This is a genomic window from Paenibacillus sp. P36 (assembly GCF_045866505.1).
Classification (GTDB): Bacteria; Bacillota; Bacilli; order Paenibacillales; family NBRC-103111; genus Paenibacillus_E; species Paenibacillus_E chondroitinus.
In genome coordinates, this window is the sequence record NZ_AP038372.1 from 939,041 (window position 1) to 960,209 (window position 21,169).

18 protein-coding genes and 1 pseudogene are annotated in these 21,169 nt (G+C 42.9%); 17 read left to right on the plus strand and 2 right to left on the minus strand.

From position 1 onward, the window contains the following. The first annotated feature begins 141 nt into the window (after positions 1-141). The 9 genes and pseudogenes from ACKTT9_RS04350 to ACKTT9_RS04390 all read left to right on the plus strand — a co-directional run bounded on the left by ACKTT9_RS04350 (position 142) and on the right by ACKTT9_RS04390 (position 5,897). Complete coding sequence (locus ACKTT9_RS04350; RefSeq protein WP_407870611.1) at positions 142-753, plus strand: stalk domain-containing protein; 612 nt, start codon at positions 142-144, stop codon at positions 751-753. A gap of 357 nt (positions 754-1,110) precedes the next feature. Then, on the plus strand, positions 1,111-1,449 hold the full coding sequence (locus ACKTT9_RS04355) for a hypothetical protein (protein ID WP_407870612.1): 339 nt from the start codon (positions 1,111-1,113) through the stop codon (positions 1,447-1,449). Between the two features lie 163 nt (positions 1,450-1,612). Further along, positions 1,613-2,104, plus strand: coding sequence for a hypothetical protein (locus ACKTT9_RS04360; protein ID WP_407870613.1), 492 nt, complete (start codon positions 1,613-1,615; stop codon positions 2,102-2,104). 106 nt (positions 2,105-2,210) lie between these two features. Next, positions 2,211-2,624: a hypothetical protein gene (locus ACKTT9_RS04365; RefSeq protein ID WP_407870614.1), complete on the plus strand. Its 414-nt coding sequence runs from the start codon at positions 2,211-2,213 to the stop codon at positions 2,622-2,624. Between the two features lie 217 nt (positions 2,625-2,841). Continuing rightward, entirely contained in the window at positions 2,842-3,450 is a 609-nt protein-coding gene (locus tag ACKTT9_RS04370) for a copper amine oxidase N-terminal domain-containing protein (protein ID WP_407870615.1), read from the plus strand. A 215-nt stretch (positions 3,451-3,665) separates the two neighbouring features. Next, positions 3,666-4,442, plus strand: a pseudogene (locus tag ACKTT9_RS04375) (Cof-type HAD-IIB family hydrolase). Between the two features lie 59 nt (positions 4,443-4,501). Next, positions 4,502-4,849 (plus strand): VOC family protein, encoded by a 348-nt coding sequence (locus ACKTT9_RS04380; protein WP_407870616.1) that lies wholly within the window; start codon positions 4,502-4,504, stop codon positions 4,847-4,849. A gap of 122 nt (positions 4,850-4,971) precedes the next feature. Continuing rightward, positions 4,972-5,226 (plus strand): DUF3977 family protein, encoded by a 255-nt coding sequence (locus ACKTT9_RS04385; protein WP_407870617.1) that lies wholly within the window; start codon positions 4,972-4,974, stop codon positions 5,224-5,226. A gap of 50 nt (positions 5,227-5,276) precedes the next feature. After that, positions 5,277-5,897 carry a YdcF family protein gene (locus ACKTT9_RS04390; protein ID WP_407870618.1) on the plus strand — a complete coding sequence of 207 codons (621 nt, stop codon included), beginning with the start codon at positions 5,277-5,279 and terminating at the stop codon, positions 5,895-5,897. A 255-nt stretch (positions 5,898-6,152) separates the two neighbouring features. Here ACKTT9_RS04390 and nagA read toward each other — a convergent pair whose 3' ends face one another. Together nagA and ACKTT9_RS04400 are read right to left on the minus strand one after the other, a co-directional pair. Next, positions 6,153-7,304 carry an N-acetylglucosamine-6-phosphate deacetylase gene (nagA, locus tag ACKTT9_RS04395; RefSeq protein ID WP_407870619.1) on the minus strand — a complete coding sequence of 384 codons (1,152 nt, stop codon included), beginning with the start codon at positions 7,302-7,304 and terminating at the stop codon, positions 6,153-6,155. After that, complete coding sequence (locus ACKTT9_RS04400) at positions 7,294-8,094, minus strand: DeoR/GlpR family DNA-binding transcription regulator (RefSeq protein WP_407870620.1); 801 nt, start codon at positions 8,092-8,094, stop codon at positions 7,294-7,296. The genes nagA and ACKTT9_RS04400 overlap by 11 nt, the downstream gene beginning before the upstream one ends. Positions 8,095-8,373: 279 nt before the next feature. On the opposite strand from ACKTT9_RS04400, the gene ACKTT9_RS04405 reads away from it, so the two are divergent. From ACKTT9_RS04405 to ACKTT9_RS04440, 8 genes are all read left to right on the plus strand, one after another. Beyond that, positions 8,374-8,985, plus strand: coding sequence for a zinc dependent phospholipase C family protein (locus ACKTT9_RS04405; RefSeq protein WP_407870621.1), 612 nt, complete (start codon positions 8,374-8,376; stop codon positions 8,983-8,985). Positions 8,986-9,122: 137 nt separating this feature from the next. Beyond that, complete coding sequence (locus ACKTT9_RS04410; protein WP_407870622.1) at positions 9,123-9,677, plus strand: YdcF family protein; 555 nt, start codon at positions 9,123-9,125, stop codon at positions 9,675-9,677. Between the two features lie 143 nt (positions 9,678-9,820). Then, positions 9,821-10,477: an HAD family hydrolase gene (locus tag ACKTT9_RS04415; protein WP_407870623.1), complete on the plus strand. Its 657-nt coding sequence runs from the start codon at positions 9,821-9,823 to the stop codon at positions 10,475-10,477. Between the two features lie 172 nt (positions 10,478-10,649). Next, complete coding sequence (locus ACKTT9_RS04420) at positions 10,650-11,108, plus strand: NUDIX domain-containing protein (RefSeq protein ID WP_407870624.1); 459 nt, start codon at positions 10,650-10,652, stop codon at positions 11,106-11,108. A 213-nt stretch (positions 11,109-11,321) separates the two neighbouring features. Continuing rightward, on the plus strand, positions 11,322-11,888 hold the full coding sequence (locus ACKTT9_RS04425; protein ID WP_407870625.1) for a histidine phosphatase family protein: 567 nt from the start codon (positions 11,322-11,324) through the stop codon (positions 11,886-11,888). Positions 11,889-12,813: 925 nt separating this feature from the next. Further along, positions 12,814-17,604, plus strand: a complete 4,791-nt coding sequence (locus ACKTT9_RS04430) for an InlB B-repeat-containing protein (protein ID WP_407870626.1) — start codon at positions 12,814-12,816, stop codon at positions 17,602-17,604. A 140-nt stretch (positions 17,605-17,744) separates the two neighbouring features. Next, on the plus strand, positions 17,745-20,294 hold the full coding sequence (locus tag ACKTT9_RS04435) for a LuxR C-terminal-related transcriptional regulator (protein ID WP_407870627.1): 2,550 nt from the start codon (positions 17,745-17,747) through the stop codon (positions 20,292-20,294). A gap of 233 nt (positions 20,295-20,527) precedes the next feature. Then, positions 20,528-20,779 (plus strand): SMI1/KNR4 family protein, encoded by a 252-nt coding sequence (locus tag ACKTT9_RS04440; protein WP_407872958.1) that lies wholly within the window; start codon positions 20,528-20,530, stop codon positions 20,777-20,779. The last annotated feature ends 390 nt before the right edge of the window (positions 20,780-21,169 follow it).

Consider the following 21,169-nt stretch of genomic DNA (forward strand, 5'->3'; position numbering starts at 1 on the left):
TTTTTCTGCTTCGGATTGTTCTAAAGGCATGAGAGAATTACAGAGAATGAAATAAGGTGATTAGATGGCAACTCATGATATTACGGCGATCCAATACAATAAATTATATTTTACGACTTTTGAAAAAACTAGGGGGATTTTATGAAGAAGTTATTGTTAACCACCACTTTCGCTCTTACTACATCTGGATTATTGGCCATCGGGGCTTACGCTGGCGCAACAAATGAGACGATCCAAGCTTATATAAATCATAGCATTTCCGTCAAGATAAACAATAAAGCTATGAAGATGGTAGATGCCAACGGTAACCCGGTGGATCCCATCGTTTATAATGGCACATCGTACTTTCCCATTCGGGCTATCAGTAATGCTTTAGGCTTTTCGGTCGATTGGGATGAGACTAGTAAAATAATTTCACTTACTCAAGGCGCTAACGTACAATCTGGAACTGTTAGCGAGAGCCAAGTGATTGACTATCTTATTCGAAAAGTTCCTGAGATTAAAGCTAAACGTGACTTCTTGAATGCTAATAACGTCAAAATGGTATTCTCTGTGGAGGGTAAAAAAGGCTACATTCCAGGAGATACGGCTCAATATTACTCAGTTTACGTCGGTGAGAGTCATCCTGATCATAATGTGAGATGGGAAACATTTTTGGTAAAAGAGGATTTGACAGATATTTATGTCTACCGGCTTCTGACGGATTCTTACGTCACATTACAAGAGTGGCAAGCGGGGACCGGCGTGGATTAACTAGAGTTAAGAAGAGAACGAGAGCAAACCCCTTATATTGCGAGCTACGACTTCCATCGCTCCATTAGGAGCGAGCGATGGAGACACGGCAACCGCGTTAAGCTAACGGATACGTTAGTTGAGTAAATGTAACAAGAATGAAATCTTATTTTCATATGACTTTAATGAATCAAGCCTATAATAAGACTGACCCCCTTTAAAATATAAATTGTTATGACCCACAGCCCGTTGCTGCGGGTCACTTTTTTGATCATTAAAGTAATGGGCAGCATACTGCGGCAATACATCGAAAATAGAACGATAGTACAAGAAATAACTGAAGTTAATCAATTATAAAACGAAAGGACGGGTTATTGGATGAAATTCTTGTGTGAGTGTGGTCATGCAATATATGATCAAACTGATTACTTGTCCTATAAGGCTTACTTAATATCAGACCAAGATTGGTTTAATTTCTTAGATGAAATTGATGATGCAATTGAAAAAACTGGATCAACTACAGAAGAAAAAGAAAAAGCACTAATGAGAGTTAGATCGTTAGCAATCAATCTCACTAAGTTAGTGTATCAATGCGATGAATGTGGGAATATATTTTTTAATAACAGTTATAATAGTTCGCCTCAATTAGAAATGTTTCGGAGTTGTAGTGATAATCCCAATAAAATATTATTAAAATCGGCAGAAGCAGATAAATAGGAGATTTATTCATTTGGCAAAGAGTCGATCATCATTCAGCAAAGGGAAAACGATAGCGGAATAACCAGGGAGCAGCACGCCACGCGGCAGATGCTCCTTGTTTTCGTTAAGTTAAAGGGCAGATTACTTCCAATTGATGGTAGTATAGATATAAGAACTTATTTTGCAAAAGGAGGACATCAATATAGCTTTAGTTCATGACTTCATACTTATTTCAAATCGAAAGTTTGAAGAAATTTCTTTAAGTGGGATATTTAATTACAGGGACAGTAATCAAGAAAATGTTGTTCAATTACATGATGACATGTTTGGTTACATGCAAGATTCATTGAAATGGATAGAAACCATAAATCCTGACAAAAACGAAATTGTTTTGGGATTTAATTATTATGGATGGTCTATAATTGAAAAAACGGGTGCAGCAAAATTAATGAAGCTGATGAAAGCCTGGTATCTTATTTTTTCAGAAGCTCCCGAAGAGATAATTTTAACGGGATGGTATACGTGGAATGAAGATGAGGACCCACAAACAACTGGGGCATATGATAAACTGTCATTTAACAGAAAAGCAATTCTTGATACTCTAAGTAGGATAATTAAATTCTCAACCATGGTGGAGTCGGGTGAATACAAAATTATTTACCTTGGTATTTGAGCTAACAAAGAATCTTAGTCTAATGATCTAGGACAGTTTGAACGGGCGGGATAGTTTAATAACATCACGAAGATTTTAAGTATAAAAATATCAAAAGAGGGGTTCAATGAAGAAGACAATAATAATCTTAATAACTATTTTACTTATATTAGGGTTAATGTTCTTTCCTTTTGTTAGAGATATAACTAGTAATAATAGAACTCTAAAGAAGTTTTCAAATCACTTATTTGATTCTACTCTCCCACCAATGACAAAAGAGATAACTAGAAATTCAGAAGTAGGGATATTAGTAGCCAACGGTGACCATTGTGATTTTAGAGCAAAAATGACTCTTGAGACATCACTAAGTAAACAAGAAATCATTAGTTTTTATCACATGGCAATGCCAAGTGCAAAAGGACAATCACAAGTAAAGATCAATATTAAGTTCCATGATGAGAATGTAAATAATAAGTTAGTATTCGATATTGAAATCCTCGATGACGGTTATAATACAGGGTTCGATTTGAGGTGTGTCTAACAATGGAAAGAAAGACTTATGTGGCAAAGCCACTCTATAGGGAACATTAAACTAACGGGATACGTTAGTTCAATAAAGCGATAAAAGCTCATCCTGAAACCGTTCAGTACTAGTCTAAGGGTGTTTATTTTCAGTTAGTTTTAGTTGGGAGGAATTTCCTTCAAATGAGTCTAATTATTCTAATAAGGTTTTAATCAAAATAGGGGAGAGAAGTTTAATGATGAAAAAAACGTTTGTTATTTCTCTGTTGTTGGTATTGTTTAATACCGCTTTTTTGAGTGCTGCAAATGCAGATAGACTATTTCCAGACCGTTACTATGAAAATGAATATTGTCCTACACACCAAGATACACAAATTTGTATAGATTTTTATAAAGACACAGGTAAGACACCTAAAAATGGAACATCGATAGTTACAGATACTACAACGAGTAATAGTGAGTTCGTTGAAGCCAATATAAAAATAGTAGTGGATGGCAAAGAATTGGCTTTTGAACAAAAACCTTTGATATATAATGGAACTACTTTAGTTCCTTTAAGGAAAATTTTTGAAGCACTAGGTGCCACAGTTGAATGGGATGATGGCCTTAAATTAGTGAAGGCAAAAAATCAAACTATTGAGGTTCGGATTGGAATTGGGAAATATAAAGCATACGTAAACAATGTTGAGATGCCAGTTCTTGTCCCAGCCCAAATCATCAAAGGGACGACAGTAGTACCCGCACGATTTATTGCAGAATCATTTGGTGCAAAAGTTGAATGGGACGATACGAACAAAACAATTACTGTTTCGTCAAGTGCTGCTGGCAAAAGCGCTAAGGAGTAGCGATTTAATAAAAAGCATGATCGATCTGGAACTGAATCCACTGATATCGATCATGTTTTTTGTTTTATCCCATTCCCGAGAGATTGGGTTCGGAAGTGAATGGGGGTTCCACCGGCAGGATAGTTCAACTAGACGTAGAATTACACTAGTGCGTCGTAACTTATTGTATGTATTGTAAAATAATGTGCTTTCTTAAATAGGGGGATTCGTGCAGAATGTACGAAATAGTGTTTTTTGATGTTGATGGTACGTTGTACAGTGAAGTGGATAGAGCAATTCCTAAAAGTACAAAATTGGCGATCAAGAGACTTCTTGAAGAAGGCATTAAGGTCGTAGTTGCAACAGGTAGACCGCATAATTTATGTGAAGAACTACTTTCACTAGGCATTGATACATTAATCTCATCTAATGGTGCTCTTGTGAAAAACCAAAGTGAAGTTATTTATAAATCCGTAATATCTCAAAAGACTGTTCAAGAACTTTCGAGTTTTGCCGAGTTACATGGACACGGTATTTCCTACTTTACGGATTAAATTTCAATGAACGGCATCGGAGTAGAAGAGAAACGTATTAGAAATGCTCTAACAGAGACTCTTGGTCTTGTCGATTATCCTAGCAAATTAAACACACTAACAGAGGAGATTTAATGTATATGTTTGTATGCTGATGAGAGTGAGGCTGAGAAGTTTATAGATAACTTTCCGCAACTTCAGTTTGTACGTTTCCACGGTTATGTAATGAACGTCCTCGAAACTCAAATTGTATCTAAATCGCAAGCAATCAAGCAAGTACTGGATTATTACAAAATTGACGTTTGTAATTCAATTGCATTTGGAGATGGTGGAAACGATTTGGATATGTTAGAGTTTGTTGGTTTGGGGATTGCCATGGGAAACGGTGATGAAAAGCTTAAGCAAAAAGCAGATTTTGTTACCAAAAAAGCTAGCGAAGATGGTATACACTATGCTCTGACCCAGTTCGGAATCATATAAATCAGCCGTCAGCGTTCAACTATTTTGGAATGACATCTTGTTAAAAAGGAAGGATATCTATGAATATAAATGAAACCGGAATCATTTTGTTTTGTGAAAATTATAATGTGGTACTAAAATTTTATTCTGAAAAGTTAGGGTTGCATGTTCGTAAAAAAGGAGAGCACTTATCCGTATTAGACTTCGGAGGCAGTTATCTCATGTTGGAGGATAAAGGGGTTGCATCGATAAAAGAAAAAACACGGGCAGAGAATCCTACAGTTATTCGTTTTAACGTAAATAACTTTGAAGAGGCTGTCTCTGAGTTGAAGCAGCGTGGCGTTTTCGTTGATGTAAAGAAACATGATTGGGGAACGATTGGAGTAATTATTGACCCCGAAGGAAATCGGATTGAATTGAAGGATTAGATTAAAAGAAACGTGAAGTAATATGTTGTTAATGTAAGAACTATAGAATGAGAAAGATAATCTACAAGGTAGCTAGTCAGTTGTTCGGCCACCTTTTTCAAGTCTTAGAGGGGGTCACCTGATTGAAATATATCGAGATCGGCATTGGGAATAGCTGGATTGTTCGTACAGAGATAGAACTTGCTGATGGGTCTGAATTTGAGCAAAAAGGTATTATTATGCCAATTATTTTTCGATCCTGCTATTTTAGAATATGGTTAGGCAAAACAGTTATTATTGGGGACTCCAGAGAAGGTTTGAAAAGAATGAAAAAGACACGAAATGCTTTTAAACTTATCTTTGGGTTAACATGTTATGATGAAAAGCCTCGGGGTTAAGCTAACTGAGAACTTTAGCTGGATAAACAACAAATAAGGGAGGGATTAAATTGCTGATCTCGCAGTTCGATCCTGAGAACCTTCTTCAAAATCATATCGATTCAATATTATTTAATAATTTGGTGGATGATGGAACTAAAGGTGATGTTATTTTTGTGTTTGGAAGCCAAAAATCTTTGATATATCGCCTCCCTGAAGCAATTCAATTATACAAACAAAAACGTGCTCCAAGAATCTTGTTCTCAGGTGGTATGCAATGGGATGGTCAAAATGAGGTTGAGGCAATAATGATGAGAGAGGAAGCAATAAAACAAGGCATCCCTAAAGAGAATATCTTAATCGAAACATCATCTAGATATACAAAAGAAAATGTTTTATTATCTTCTGAAGTATTGGAGAGCAGTATTGGATTAGCTAATGTTCAAAGAATTTTGATTGTTACAACTGCTTATCATATGCGACGTTGCTATCTAACCATGATGACATCACTGCCAAAATCAATTTCTTATACATTTTGTCCTGTCAATGACGAAGATACAAGAAGAGACACTTGGTTTATGAATGAAGTAGGAACAGCAAGAGCAAGGGAAGAATGTAAAAAAATAATTACATACATAAGAAACAATCAATTGATGGATTTTGATATTGAGTTGAGCAATTTGCAGTGTTGAATATATTTGTCTAGCGTTACAAATATGTGTGCTTTAGATCCTCGACAAACGGGGATTTTTTATTTCCAACCACCTATGTTTGTGTTGAGGTACTCACGACACACACATAGATGCAGGAAAATTTCTGTCAACAAAAATGCACAAATTCCCCAACATTGTAGTCCTGTTACACAAAACTATGCTAATTGCAGGGGAATCTTATTTATCTAATATGAAATATGCGTATCGGTAATCGAGGATTTCGATGATTCCTGTTTAGAAAGAGATGATATGACCCTTAATCATTGTCCATTGCACTTGGAATTGTTTATTTAACAAGACAAGATCAGCGTCAAAGCCCGTGGAGATTCTGCCAAGGGTATCAAGGCTTAATATTCGTGCAGGTGTGGTTGAAGCCATTTGAACCGCGTCTTTTAAAGAAATGCCGGTTTCTACGGTTAGACGAAGTGCCTCATTCATCGTAACCGTACTGGAGGCTAAAGTCCCATCCTCTAGTCGAGCTACGCCGTCGGAAACTGTAACATGATGGCCACCGAACACATAATTCCCATCACCTAGTCCCATGGCTTGCAAAGCATCTGTGATAAGTACCATGCCATCTGGTCCTTTCAGACGATGCATCATTCTAACGATCGCAGGATGCAAATGAATACCATCCACAATCGCTTGGAGGCTTACATGTTCTTCTTCAAAAGCGGCTACAACCAGACCGGGGTCACGATGATGAATCGGTCGCATACCATTGAAACAATGCGTAACGTGACTCGCTCCGGCTTCAAAGGCTTGCTTTGCTTCCTCGTATGTGGCATCCGAATGCGCAACGGCGATGATGACGCCATTTTCTTTCAGAAAAGAGATGAGTTCCATCCCGCCAGGTAATTCTGGGGCTATTGTAACCATCTTAATCAGTCCGTCTGCTTCGTTAAAAATTTCTTTCATTTCAGTAAGATTCGGATGTCGTAAAAACCGTTCATTTTGCATACCTTTACGTTTCGGATTCAGGTAAGGACCCTCTAGATGAAGCCCGGCAATTTTGGCCCCGACTTCACGCCCGATTACACGTTTCACACTGCGAATCATGGCTAGTAATTCTTCAATTGTAGAGCTAACGGAGGTAACCAGAAACGAGGTGCAGCCCGTTTCAGCACAAGCACGCGAAACCTCCTGAATACTCTTCACACTGCCATCCATCATATCGAACCCGTTAGCACCGTGGATATGCACATCTATCATACCAGGTATCAATAAATGTCCTTGGCCATCCAATAGTTCATACTCGCCCTCCGGAAGTGAAGAAAGGCCACTTTCTAACTTTTCAATAATTCCGTTTCTTATCCAAAGTGTGGTAGGTAGAACAAGATCGTCTGGTTGAATCACGTTTACGTTGTGCAAAATTTTAAGACTCATCTTTGTTATCCTCCTCGTATCTGTCTTTCTCTTCACATTGAATAATCGCTATATTTTTATTATGGAGTACTTCTCTTATTTCGTTAGGCACCTCTTGATCGGTAATCAAAATATCCACAAAGTCAAAATCTAGACGATAAACCGATTTGCTTGTAAATTTCGTGAAATCAGCCACGACGATTACCTGATCCGATCTGCGGGCCATCTCTTTTTTTACAGAAACATCATCTTCGTAAGGGAAGTAAAGCCCATCAGTTTGTATAGATGTAGCTCCGATAAATGCCTTATCAGCTCTTAATTCTCTTAGCTTATCAATGACGGAAGGTCCATATAATAACAGATTCTTGGTATGTAAATAGCCACCTAGCACATATACTTGCAGATCTTCCCGTCCTGAGAGAATGCCTACAATGTCTATGGAATGTGTGACAGCTGTAATATTTTTAGCTGAGATTTGTTCTGCTACAGACTGTACCGTAGTTGATACGTCTAGAATGACTGTTTCCCGATCTTGAACTAGTTTAGCTGCTATCTTCCCAATTTTACTTTTACTGTCTGTTTCGTCAATTAAACGTTCCTGATAGGAGGCTATTTCCTTCTTCAATTGAGGTAAAGCGACGCCTCCATGTGTACGAATAACGACCCCCTCTTGTACTAATTTAACAATATCTCTACGGGCTGTATCCCTAGATACTTCTAGAAGAGAGCAGATATCCATAACACTCATCGCATGGTGTTCATTAATATAGTCGAGTATTTTTAGTAATCGTTCTTCTTGATACATCATCATCACCCCTTGTAAGTAATTTTATCATAAATTTTAAGTATATTAAAGTAGTATTTAAGTATTTTTAAGTATTTCAAACGATTTACCCATCCGTTTAACTAACGGGCAGCAGTTTAATGGAGCAATAGTGGCTCAATTGTGATGGACCTAGATACTCCACAATTTATTATCTTATTGTCATTGACATGTTAGTTTACGACTATTGAAATATATCCATGTATATCAGATTATGGATAAAGGCATATAAATACAGTTTCTATAGCTTAAGAAGGAGGCATACAGATGGGTTCAAGAATCATGCATTATTGTATTTCATCTCTATTAGCTGATAGGTTAGGTATTGAGAACAGGAACGAGTTTATGCTCGGGGGGATAGCACCTGATATACATGGGCTCATGGGTGTGGTAAAAGGAGTAACACATTTTAAGGATATTGATGCAAGCGGAAAAAGTCGTATCAACTACTTTCGCTTTTATGATACGTACAAGGATAACATGAATAAACCCTTTTACCTTGGTTATTTATGTCACTTAATTTCGGATGTAGTTTGGCTGGAACTATATTTAAAAATCGTGGGATTGGCATCTCCTCAGCAATTGAAGGAGAATGGACTAGTCGCTTATCGTGACTTTAAAAGATTAAACGGAAGAATTATAAAACAATATTCTCTAAAACTTCATCAGCATGTAATGACTACCGTGAACATGGATGGGTATAACAGCGAATACTTACCTGCCTTACTAGATTTGCTGAGAAATGACTTTACAATTGATGAAGCCCTTATGAATGAAGGGCTTGAGCTATTTAACAACAATAACTTTGAAATCATTGACTATATTAACAGGTCGGTTGACGAGAGTATGGTGTTTTTGTCCAATAAGCGATTAAGCTAACGGATAAATGTTAGCAGAATACTAACATTTGTGCAGTCGGCCAGAATGATCGGCTGCTTTTTCATTATGACTAAGGGGAAGTTTAGTACCAATACGCGGTAATATAATGGCATTGAACTATGGGGGTGGAAACTTGAATGTCATATCCATTTGATTGTATTACGGAATTTATGTTTTTTGAAACAGATATTGATCCCGCTGATGTCATAATGATTCCTGGTGGAAGCCATCCACAGCTGATGGAAAAAGCAGCTGAACTATTCCATCAGGGCTTAGCACCCTATATATTGCCTTCAGGTGGTTCGACTCCGAATGTAAAAACTACGGAATGGGAATTTCTTCGTGATATTGGAATAGCACTAGGCGTACCGGAAAATGCAATCCTTTGTGAAGATAAGGCTACCAATACCTTTGAAAACTCAAGATTTTCCAGACAGTTACTCCAACAAATGGGGAATCTCCCCTCTAAGGCAATATTAGTTTGTAAATCATATCATGCCAGACGAGCATTGCTGACTTATCAGGTCGATTTTAATGAAACTACATTTATGGTAACACCTGTAACTGATAAGACTGGAACTAACAAAGATAATTGGTTTCTTGACGAAAAGAGAATTACTTTCGTTATGAGAGAACTAACCAAGATTGGCGAATATTTTGCACATCATATACCGAATTGGGTAGAGCGTTGAACTAACGGCGAACGATAGCCTAAAAACAGGGAGTAGGTCGCCGCGATCGGCATCTGCTCCCTGTTCATTTAAATGAGGCAGGATAATTAAGTAAGGATATGGAACTTAATGGTAATCAAAAAAATTCTAAAAGGAGTTTTTTCATGACCACTGAACTAGTATTATTTGACTTTGATGGTACATTAGCAGATACTTTACCTTCGTCTTTTGCCGCGTTTAGAGCAGTTTTCAAAAAATATGATGGCCAAGATGTAACTAATGAAATACTTGTATCCATGTTCGGCCCTACAGAAGATGAAATTATTGCGATGAACTTCCAAAATACAGATTTAGTACAAGATGCAATAAATGAATACTATTATTTATATGGACAAGGACACGCCGAGATTAACGATATCAATTCAATTCTAGATTTATTATCTTTGCTTAAAGAGAATAATAAAAAAGTTGCAGTTATTACTGGAAAAAGTCGAAAAGCATTTAAAATCTCATCAGAAGCGTTAAATATATCGAAATATTTTGATTTAGTTGTAACTGGTGATGATGTTGAAAAGGCTAAGCCCGATCCTGAAGGTGTACATAAAGCTTTAGAATTCTTTGGGTTAACAGTAGAGAAAGCAGTGTTTCTAGGAGATAGTAATGCAGATATTATTGCGGGGAAATCTGCAGGGGTTCGGACTTATGCGGTTCAGTGGTTATCCACTTATCAAAGTACAGTATTTGATATAAAACCTGATGCTGTATTTGCAAACACAGCAGATTTTATTTCCCTTTTAAAAAATGAAGGTTCATTACGCTAATGGATAACGATAGTTGAACATTCAGGGAGCAGATCGCCGCGCCAGGCAGATGCTCCCTTTTTCATTGAATGGGCAGGATATCTCAACAGTCTCAAACTACCTGAGAGGACTTTTCATGAAAGCCAAGAATACTTAACCTAGCTATTATTAACTAAGTAGGGAGTTACTTTAAATGAGAATTGTTGTAACCGGAGGAGCAATTATAAGAGATAGTATGGGCAGAATTTTACTGCAGAAGAGATCCGATTATGGCGATTGGGGGTTACCGGGTGGAGGCATGAATCCAGGTGAGACCATCGAAGAGACAATGATTCGTGAAGTGATTGAGGAAACAGGATTATCGGTTAAAGATTGTGAATTTTATGCAGTATATAGCGGACCTAGGATGGAATACACTTATCCTGATGGAAACAAGGTTGTTTTCGTCATGTTTCTCTTTAATGCTTGGACTGATGACAATGAGCATTTATCTGAAGATGAGGATACGATAGTTTTTCAAGACGAATTATGTGAATCCCTCAAATTACAGTTCTGGAATATTAATCATATTTCACTAGATCAAATAAACAAAGTTCAACGACCAGTCTTTGAAGATTTGCTTAGCGGGAAAACAAGTGTACTTAGATCTTAAAACACCTGTTTGTTGAGCTAACGGGGAACGAGAGCTCAATAAACAAACATAATGAAGCTGCCGCGCGAAGGCACGGCAGCTTCATTATGTTAACGGACAGGTAAGCTAAACGACTTCGCGAATACTTTTTGAGAAGAATATTCACGAACTTCGATTATCACGTAATGTGAAATAACAGTTAATATAATAAGTTAACATTTCAAGGAGGAATATATGAACACCATCATCTATATGGTTAGGCATGCTGAATCACCTTACAATGAAGGAACAGAAAGAACAAGGGGGCTTACCAGTAAGGGCAAGGGCGATGTTGAAAAAGTTACAGAAATTCTTAAAGAAGAAGGAATTGATGTCATTATATCTAGCCCGTATAAACGAGCAATTCTGAGTATTGAGGGATTGGCACAAAACTTGGGATTAAGTATCGAAACATTTGAAGATCTCAGGGAAAGGCATTTTGCTAGAGACATTATTGAGAATTTAATGTCCGTCATTAGTGAGAAATTTTATGATTTTGATTATTCTTTACCGGGTGGGGAGTCTAATTCTGAATGTCAGAATAGATCGATATCAGTGATAAAAAATATATTAAAAGACCACTCTGGGAAAAAAATAGCTATTGGAACACATGGACTTGTAATGACATTGATGATGAATTATTTTGATTCAAGTTATGGTTTGGATTTTTTAAATCAATTAAAGAAACCAGATATTTATAAATTAAGTTTTGAAGATTTAGAACTAAAAGAAGTAGTAAGACTATGGAATGGGGATTTTTGATTAACCTAACGCAGAACGTTAGTTCAACGTGTCATTGTTTTAATTAATTTGTCTGCAGCATTTCAAAACTAATTTGTAGTTGTAATTTACCCGGAAAAGCCAGTTTGTCACCCAACCTTGTTTGTTTTGTTGTTGGAATCGTATTATTTACTTCTTGAACTAACGAATTTCAATCATGTGACCAGTCAGTAATTTTAAATTATTTTTATAAATAATATATAATTTTGAAATCCATTAGCTACTCTCACTCGGAATTACACAAAAATGAAATAAAGTCGTGAACCAGTAAATTTTGCGGTCAATTTGTGGATGCAATATTGACTAGGTGTCTAGTGATAAAAAAGTGTGGAACCAGTAAAAAATGTATGGAACCGATCTAAAGAGAGTGAAGTAGTTCCAGGGTAACTCCTAGGATTTGCTCGATTTTTTTTAGGATCGACGAGTATCAAAGCTTGCTGATAAACGAAGATGCGGCCTTCAGCGCTCATAAAGGATGACCGAAACACCAAGAGGACGCTAAGTCCTGGATCTCATCCGGCTTGGTATTTTTTTATTGAATTGAACGCGGAGACCGCTAGACTCAGGGTTCTTATTTCCTTTTTAAAACCAAGGGGCAGCCGAATCTGTAAACATGAATTTACCTACCCGATTTAGCCCATAGACCTACCCTCTCGGGTAGGTCAATTCAGCCCTGCTATCTCTTATAATAGAGATTATGGCTTGTGCAGCTCTAGAGTGACCAATGGACTCTATCTACACAACGATAAGAGGAGAGTTGATACTAATGATTAGGCGTGGTATTTCATTGTTTACGGTTTTGTTAATAGTCATGGGGTTATTCCCCTCTTACTCTTCTGCAGGAAGCAGCGGGGTTACGAGTCTAACCACTTTAACTCTGTCTAGCGGCAAGGCTGTGGAGGACCTCATGGACACTTGGAAATTCTATGCGGACGTTGCGAATGACGTGAGCGAGATAACGGTTACGCCGACGGCGGCAGACGCTGATTCCAAGATTGAGGTAAACGGCGTAGAAGTAGCTAGCGGCAGTCCGTCGGGAGCAATTGCCCTGAATGTTGGAGTTAACACGATAGAGATTCTGGTGACACCGGCCCCCCCTTGGAAAGGGAAAGTCACCACTTTAACGGTAACTCGAGCGGGTGGGCCGGGTAGTAACACCATATTGAATTTTCTAGGCCTATTTCTGGAAAGCGACATACCGGGGGATTTACCCGTCGGCTACGGGTTCAATAAGAGCTTGCCGTTCTATGATTTTATAGATCTCATCGGCCAGAACAAGGTTCTGATCGATCCCCAACCCGAGGATAGCGGGGCGACCGTCACGGTAAACGGAATCGAAGCGACAAGCGGCGTCAAAGTACCCGTTGGCTTACTAATGGGAGATAACACGATAACGGTCGTCGTGACGGCGAGAGACGGGATGACAACCCGGACCTATACGTTACTTATTAATCGCCTCCCGGGCGCGGACACTTCTCTTATCGAACTGGGGCTGAACAACGGCATACCGGTTGTCGATCCGGGCGACAACAAGAAATACTCCGTCAACATGGCCTACGGCGTGCATAGCACTAGAGTATATCCAGTGGCCAAAATGGATTATGCAACGATTACCGTAAATGGAAAAAGCGTGGTGAACGGCGGGTTATCCGAGGCGATTCCCTTGGAGGTCGGGAGCAATATGATTGCGGTCGTGGTGACGTCGGAGGATGGGTTAGCTAAGACTAATTATACCCTGACGGTAACGCGGGCAGCCGCACCGGCGGGCTACAAGGTAAAATTCGTCGTAAATAATGGCAGTCCGGTCGAGGACCTGAATGAAGTTAGCCCGGGATCGACGATTGCAAGGCCGGAGTCAACAAATGATGGCTATATTTTCGCGGGTTGGTATAAGGAATGGAATTATATTACCTTATGGGATTTCGATACGGATACGGTAAATGCGAATACGACGCTTTACGCGAAGTGGACGCCGACGTACACGGTGTTGTTCGACTCGCAAGGAGGAAGTTCGGTTGAGAGCGCGCCCGGCATTCTCTCCGGAGCGACCGTCCCGAAGCCATCCGATCCGACGAGAGCAGGCTTCGCATTCTCGGGTTGGTATGCGGATGAAAACTTCTCGTCGGCCTGGAACTTCGCGACGGATACGGTAATCTTGGATACGTGGAGCGTTTATAAGACTCTGTATGCGAAGTGGACGGCAGTTCCAGTGTCGACGTATACGGTGACATTCGATTCGAAGGACGGCAGTGCGGTAGCGAGCGCGACCGGCATCTTCTCCGGCGAGACTGTCACAAAGCCGGCCGATCCGACGAGAGCAGGTTACACGTTCTCGGGCTGGTATAAGGATGAGGGTTACGCCTCGGCCTGGAACTTCATGACGGATACGGTAAGTGCGAATACGACTTTGTATGCGAAGTGGACGGCAGTTCCGGTGTCGACGTACACGGTGACGTTCGATTCGAAGGACGGCAGTGCGGTAGCGAGCTTGACCGGCATTACCTCCGGCGCGACTGTCACAAAGCCGGCCGATCCGACGAGAGCAGGTTACACGTTCTCGGGCTGGTATAAGGATGAGGGTTACGCCTCGGCCTGGAACTTCATGACGGATACGGTAAGTGCGAATACGACTTTGTATGCGAAGTGGACGGCAGTTCCGGTGTCGACGTACACGGTGACGTTCGATTCGAAGGACGGCAGTGCGGTAGCGAGCTTGACCGGCATTACCTCCGGCGCGACTGTCACAAAGCCGGCCGATCCGACGAGAGCAGGCTACACGTTCTCGGGCTGGTATAAGGATGAGGGCTACGCCTCGGCCTGGAACTTCATGACGGATACGGTAAGTGCGAATACGACGCTTTATGCGAAATGGACGGCAGTTCCGGTGTCGACGTACACGGTGACGTTCGATTCGAAGGAAGGCAGTGCGGTAGCGAGCGCGACCGGTATCGTCTCCGGCGCGACGGTCACAAAGCCGGCCGATCCGACGAGAGCAGGTTACACGTTCTCGGGCTGGTATAAGGATGAGGGTTACGCCACGGCCTGGAACTTCATGACGGATACGGTAAGTACAAACACGACGTTGTATGCGAAGTGGACGGTAGTTCCGGTGTCGACGTACACGGTGACGTTCGATTCGAAGGAAGGCAGTGCGGTAGCGAGCTTGACTGGCATTACCTCCGGCGCGACTGTCACAAAGCCGGTCGATCCGACGAGAGCAGGCTATACGTTCTCGGGCTGGTATAAGGATGAGGGTTACGCCTCGGCATGGAACTTCATGATGGATACGGTAAGTGCAAACACGACGCTTTATGCGAAGTGGACGGCAGTTCCGGTGTCGACGTACACGGTGACGTTCGATTCGAAGGAAGGCAGTGCGGTAGCGATCTTGACCGGCATTACCTCCGGCGCGACTGTCACAAAGCCGGCCGATCCGACGAGAGCAGGCTATACGTTCTCGGGCTGGTATAAGGATGAGGGTTACGCCTCGGCATGGAACTTCATGACGGATACGGTAAGTGCAAACACGACGCTTTATGCGAAGTGGACGGCAGTTCCGGTGTCGACGTACACGGTGACGTTCGATTCGAAGGAAGGCAGTGCGGTAGCGAGCGCGACCGGCATTACCTCCGGTGCGACGGTCACAAAGCCGGCTGATCCGACGAGAGCAGGCTATACGTTCTCGGGCTGGTATAAGGATAAGGGCTACGTCTCGGGTTGGAACTTCACGACGGATACGGTAAGTGCGAATACGACTTTGTATGCGAAGTGGAGCTCGATTCCGGTCGCGACGTACACGGTGACCTTCGATTCGAAGGAAGGCAGTGCGGTAGCGAGCGCGACCGGTATCGTCTCCGGCGCGACGGTCACAAAGCCGGCCGATCCGACGAGAGCAGGTTACACGTTCTCGGGCTGGTATAAGGATGAGGGTTACGCCACGGCCTGGAACTTCATGACGGATACGGTAAGTGCGAATACGACGCTTTATGCGAAATGGACGGCAGTTCCGGTGTCGACGTACACGGTGACGTTCGATTCGAAGGAAGGCAGTGCGGTAGCGAGCGCGACCGGCATTACCTCCGGAGCTACTGTCACAAAGCCGGCCGATCCGACGAGAGCAGGCTATACATTCTCAGGCTGGTATAAGGATGAGGGTTACGCCTCGGCCTGGAACTTCTCCACGGATACGGTAAGTGCGAATACAACTTTGTATGCGAAGTGGACGGCAGTTCCGGTGTCGACGTACACGGTAACGTTCGATTCGAAGGAAGGCAGTGCGGTAGCGAGCGCGACCGGCATTACCTCCGGAGCGACGGTCACAAAGCCGGCCGATCCGACGAGAGCAGGTTACACGTTCTCGGGCTGGTATAAGGAAGAGGGTTACGCCTTGGCCTGGAACTTCTCTACGGATACGGTAAACGTAAATACGACGCTTTATGCGAAATGGACGGCAGTTCCGGTGTCGACGTACACGGTGACGTTCGATTCGAAGGAAGGCAGTGCGGTAGCGAGCGCGACCGGTATCGTCTCCGGCGCGACGGTCACAAAGCCGGCCGATCCGACGAGAGCAGGCTACACGTTCTTGGGCTGGTATAAGGAAGAGGGTTACGCCTCGGCCTGGAACTTCTTGACGGATACGGTAAGTGCAAACACGACGCTTTATGCGAAGTGGACGGAAGTTCCAAGCGGCGGAGGCAGCAGTGGAGGCGTAAGCGTTCCGGATAACAGCCCAGTCATCTCCGACAATGGAGAGTTGACGATTCCTGTTGGTCGACCGGGAACGGTTAGCTCGAGTGATGACGAGATCACCATCGAGATCCCAGCCAACGCGACGGACGCGAGTTTGCGAGTGACAGTAGAGACCTTGTTGGACACTGATGAATTGTTGAAGCATAACGAAGTGCTGGTGAGCGAAGTTTTCGAAGTGTTGAAGAATGTCCCTGGTACTTTCAAGAAAAACATTACGTTGAAGCTTGCCTTCGATCCGACGAAGCTAAGCGACAGCGAGCGTGCTTCTATCTTCTATTATGATGAAGAGAAGAAAGAATGGGTGGAGGTTGGCGGCGTCGTAAGCGGCGGCTTCATTACCGCAGAGGTCAATCACTTCACGAAATTCGCCGTGTTAGCTGTAGGAGTTACGGCGAAGCCGGTAATCGAATTCGGCGACATCGCCGGTCACTGGGCGGAGGAAGCGATTCGCCAAGGAGCTAGCCAAGGGATTACGGCTGGTTATTCGGACGGAACGTTCAAGCCGAATCTCACGGTTACGCGAGCTCAATTCGCAGTGATGCTAATGAATGCGATTAAGCCTGCAGGAGCAACGGAGGAATTAGCCTTCGAGGATGCATCACAAATTCCTGTATGGGCTAATAATGCCGTGGCGGAGGCTAAACAAGCTGGCATCATCACAGGTTATGACGATGGTACTTTCCGTCCGAACGCTGAGATTACGCGAATCGAGATGGCGGCGATGATCGTTAAGGCGCTAGATCTGACAGTCGAATTGAATGCCGCGACCGGCTTCGCGGATAACAACGAGATTCCGGAGTGGGCGAAGGGAGCGGTTGCCGTTCTCAAGAAGACCGGTCTGATGCAAGGAACGGGAGACAATCGGTTCAATTCCGAAGCCAAAGCAAGCCGAGCGGAAGCGGTGACGGTTCTTCTGCGAATGCTAGAGCAGCAGAAGACAAAAGAATAAACCGGATTGACGAGAAACCCCTGTGCCCTATAGCACAGGGGTTTTGTAATTGTCACAAAATTTCCAAAGGGAATTGTCCGATATAATCGAATATAATCGATTATATGGAATTTTTTATTAGTCGTTCGGAGGCTTTGAATATGATTCGTAGTACCAAATATCTCATTCCCCCAGCGCGCAGATCTTTAGTGACTAGGCCGCAACTGACGCGCAAGCTTGAGGAAGGCATGGAGAACAAGCTGACTTTGCTATCGGCCCAGGCGGGCTACGGCAAAACGACAGCTTTAAGCGAATGGGCGAGGCAATGTCGAGCTTCGGTTGCCTGGGTCTCCCTGGATAAATATGATAACGATTGGGGCGCATTCTGGAGCTGCGTCTTAGCTTCTATACGAGAAAGACTGCCGCTGTTCGGGGAATCGATCGAATTCCTGCTTGAGCAAGAGTCTGCGGCTTCTATCGATTTCGCCGTATCGGCGTTTCTGAACGAGCTAAACTCGATTAGCGGTGAGTATGTACTCATTCTGGACGACTACCACGTCATCGAGAATGCGTTCGTTAACGAGTCGATCCGATATATGCTTGAGCATCTGCCTCCGAACTTCCATCTCTATATCGCAAGCCGCACCGAGCTGTCTTTTCCCACGACCAGACTTCTTGCCAAGGGCGAGATCAATGTTATTCGAATAGAAGACATGCGATTTGAGTTGGAGGAGGGAGTTGCCTTCTTCCGGGAGACGACGAACTTATCGCTATCGATAAGGCAAATCTCTACGTTGTTTGAGCAGACGGAAGGTTGGGTAAGCGGACTTCAGCTTGCGGCTATCACGCTCAAACGAAGCGGCAATATCGCCGATACGATTCGCCAGTTCAGCGGCCGGCAGCGCCAAATCTCTGATTATCTATTGGAAGAAGTGTTCGGGCATCTGCCGGAATCCTTGCAGGAATTTCTGCTGGCCACCTCCGTTCTGAGCCGCATGAACGGGGATCTGTGCGCGGCGGTGACGGGACAAGCCGACAGCCAGGTCCAACTGGCGCAGTTGGAGCAACTAAATTTGTTCATCATTCCGCTGGATGAGCAGCGCGATTGGTTCCGCTATCATCATCTGTTGTCCGATTTCTTGCAGCAGCTGTGCGCTAGGAATTACCCGGAACTGTGGAGAATTTCCCACCACTGGGCTGCGACCTGGTATGTGAACGAGGGGCTCTATGAAGAAGCGGTGGAGCATTATATTAGGACGGAACAGGCAGAGGATGCCGTCCTGATTATCGACCGCATAATGCCCGAACTCTTGCAATCGAGGAGCCACGTGGTTCGAAGATGGATTAATGCCTTGCCGGAAAGCAGCTTTGAACACAAGCCGATGTTCCAGCTGTACCGCATCTCGCAGTTCCTGATGGATCGGGATTGGGAGCAAGGACTGCGTAAGGCTGAGCAAGCGGAGAGACGGTTCAAAGCGATGAAGGCGTCCATCCCTGAGCCGGAATGGAAGCAAATGATGGGCAATCTCTATTACTTACATGCACTCTTCTTCCGAATGCAGCAGAATATGCCGCGAGCCCTCCATTATTTTGAGTTGTTGGAGCATTATTTGCCAGAAGGAAGCAGCCTCCAGAAAGCCTCGACCAAACGTTATTTAGGTCACGAGGGATTCGGGGATCCGCTCTCGCTGACCGTCGATCTGCACGAGATGGAACAATTCCAGCTTAAGTTGATAACGATGTGGGGGAAGAAGCCGAACTATCCCTTTGTCGGCTACGCGTATCTATCCTATAGTTCGCTTATGCACGAGTGGAATCGGTTGGAGGAGGCGGAGTTGTATATTGGACTAGCGCTCAGCCGAAAGGATCTTCGTGTCAACGTATGGACTTGGATTCATTTGGGCCTGGTGTCATCCCGACTCAAGCAGGCTCTCGGAAGAGGAGAGGAGGCAATTGAATGGCTTACCCATCTCGGTTCGAGCGTTGACTCGCCGGATCAGCCCGTTATTTGGAAAAGAATCAAGGCGGAGCAAGCCTGGCTGTATCTGCTTCAAGGGCAGCGTCAGAAGGCATATGATTGGCTCGAACAGAGTGGATTGTCGCATTCGGACGAGGTTTCGGCCCGGTATTTTGAAGAGTATGTAGTAATGGTCAGGGTGATTGCGGAGAATGGACGGATCGAGGATGCGCTGCAATTGTTCGAAAAGCTGGAGCGCCTTGCGGACAAGGAAAATCGTCTGCGAGAACGGATTAGGCTGAAGATCTTGTATAGCATGGTGCTTCGGCAATCCGAGGAGCCCCAAGCAGCCCTTGCGCCGTTGGCTATTGCCTTGAGGCTCTCGGAACCGATGGGCTACATCCGCAGCTACCTTGACGAAGGCCCTCAGATGGTCGAGATGCTGGCCGAGCTTCTGAATCAGCAGCAAAAGACAGCATTGACATTGTTGCCCTCGAACTATATCCGTCTGCTTCTTGACGCTGTGAGCAGCAATCCGTCTCCTAAATCTTTGTCTAACGAGCCTCTGACCGAGAAGGAAGAGAAGGTGTTTGAATTGCTTGCGGAGGGATTCATCTATAAGGAGATTGCCGATCAATTGAATGTCACTCAAGATACGGTGAAGTTCCATTTGAAGAACATTTATCGCAAGTTAAGGGTAAATAACCGAGCTGAGGCAATCATGCGAGCTAAGGAGTATAGGAAACGAGTTTGAGCGATTTCTGTGTAAGTTTGAGAGAGGCGAGCAAGACATTGACTCGATTAAGCTAATGGTTACAGAATATAATGAAGGAGATTGTTTGAAGTTTCTTCAAACATCTTTAAAGCCTTTCTTGGATTAGGGAGAATGTATTACGGATTGAACTAACTGGGAACTATAGCTTAATAAAGACATCGCGGTAGCCAGTCATTGACGATCGGCTGTCGTTTCTACGCTATTTTGGAGAAATAACAGAAGAAGATATTGTAGCGGTTGAGGAAAGATATGGTTTCAGTCTTCCAGAGGATTATAAAGATTTTTTATTGAAATATAATGGCGGAAAACCAAAATGCAGAAAGTTCACAACTAAGGATGCAAGAGTAATAAGTCATTTGATGTATTTCCTACCTTTGATTCATAAAGAAGTGCTGTGTTTAGCAGTTGTTTTTTTTATTTTCACTAAAGAAAATGAACTTCCCTCCAATTTAATCCCTATTTGAGAAGATCCAATAAAAAATTTTGTTTGTATCTCTGTTGCAGGAGATGATTTCGGTTCAATTTATTACTGGGACTCTATACATAGCGATGTGGAAATACCAACATATAAATATCTAGTGCCTATTGCGGATAGTTTTACTGAATTTATTGAGGGGTTAGAAGAGTCCGATCAGTAGTACAGATCACAGATCATAGAACTGAGGGACGGTGAACGATTGCTGGAGGGGGACTCTTTATAAATTGTTTGTAAGAAGTACTTCAGAACTTATTTGTAAATCAGGTTTTTCACTCAAAAACATCACTTCAAAACTTAATTTGTAAATCCATTTTATATGAAAAGCCAGCAAACCTTTGAGTTTGTTGGCTTCTTGCACTTCAAAACTTATTTGTCA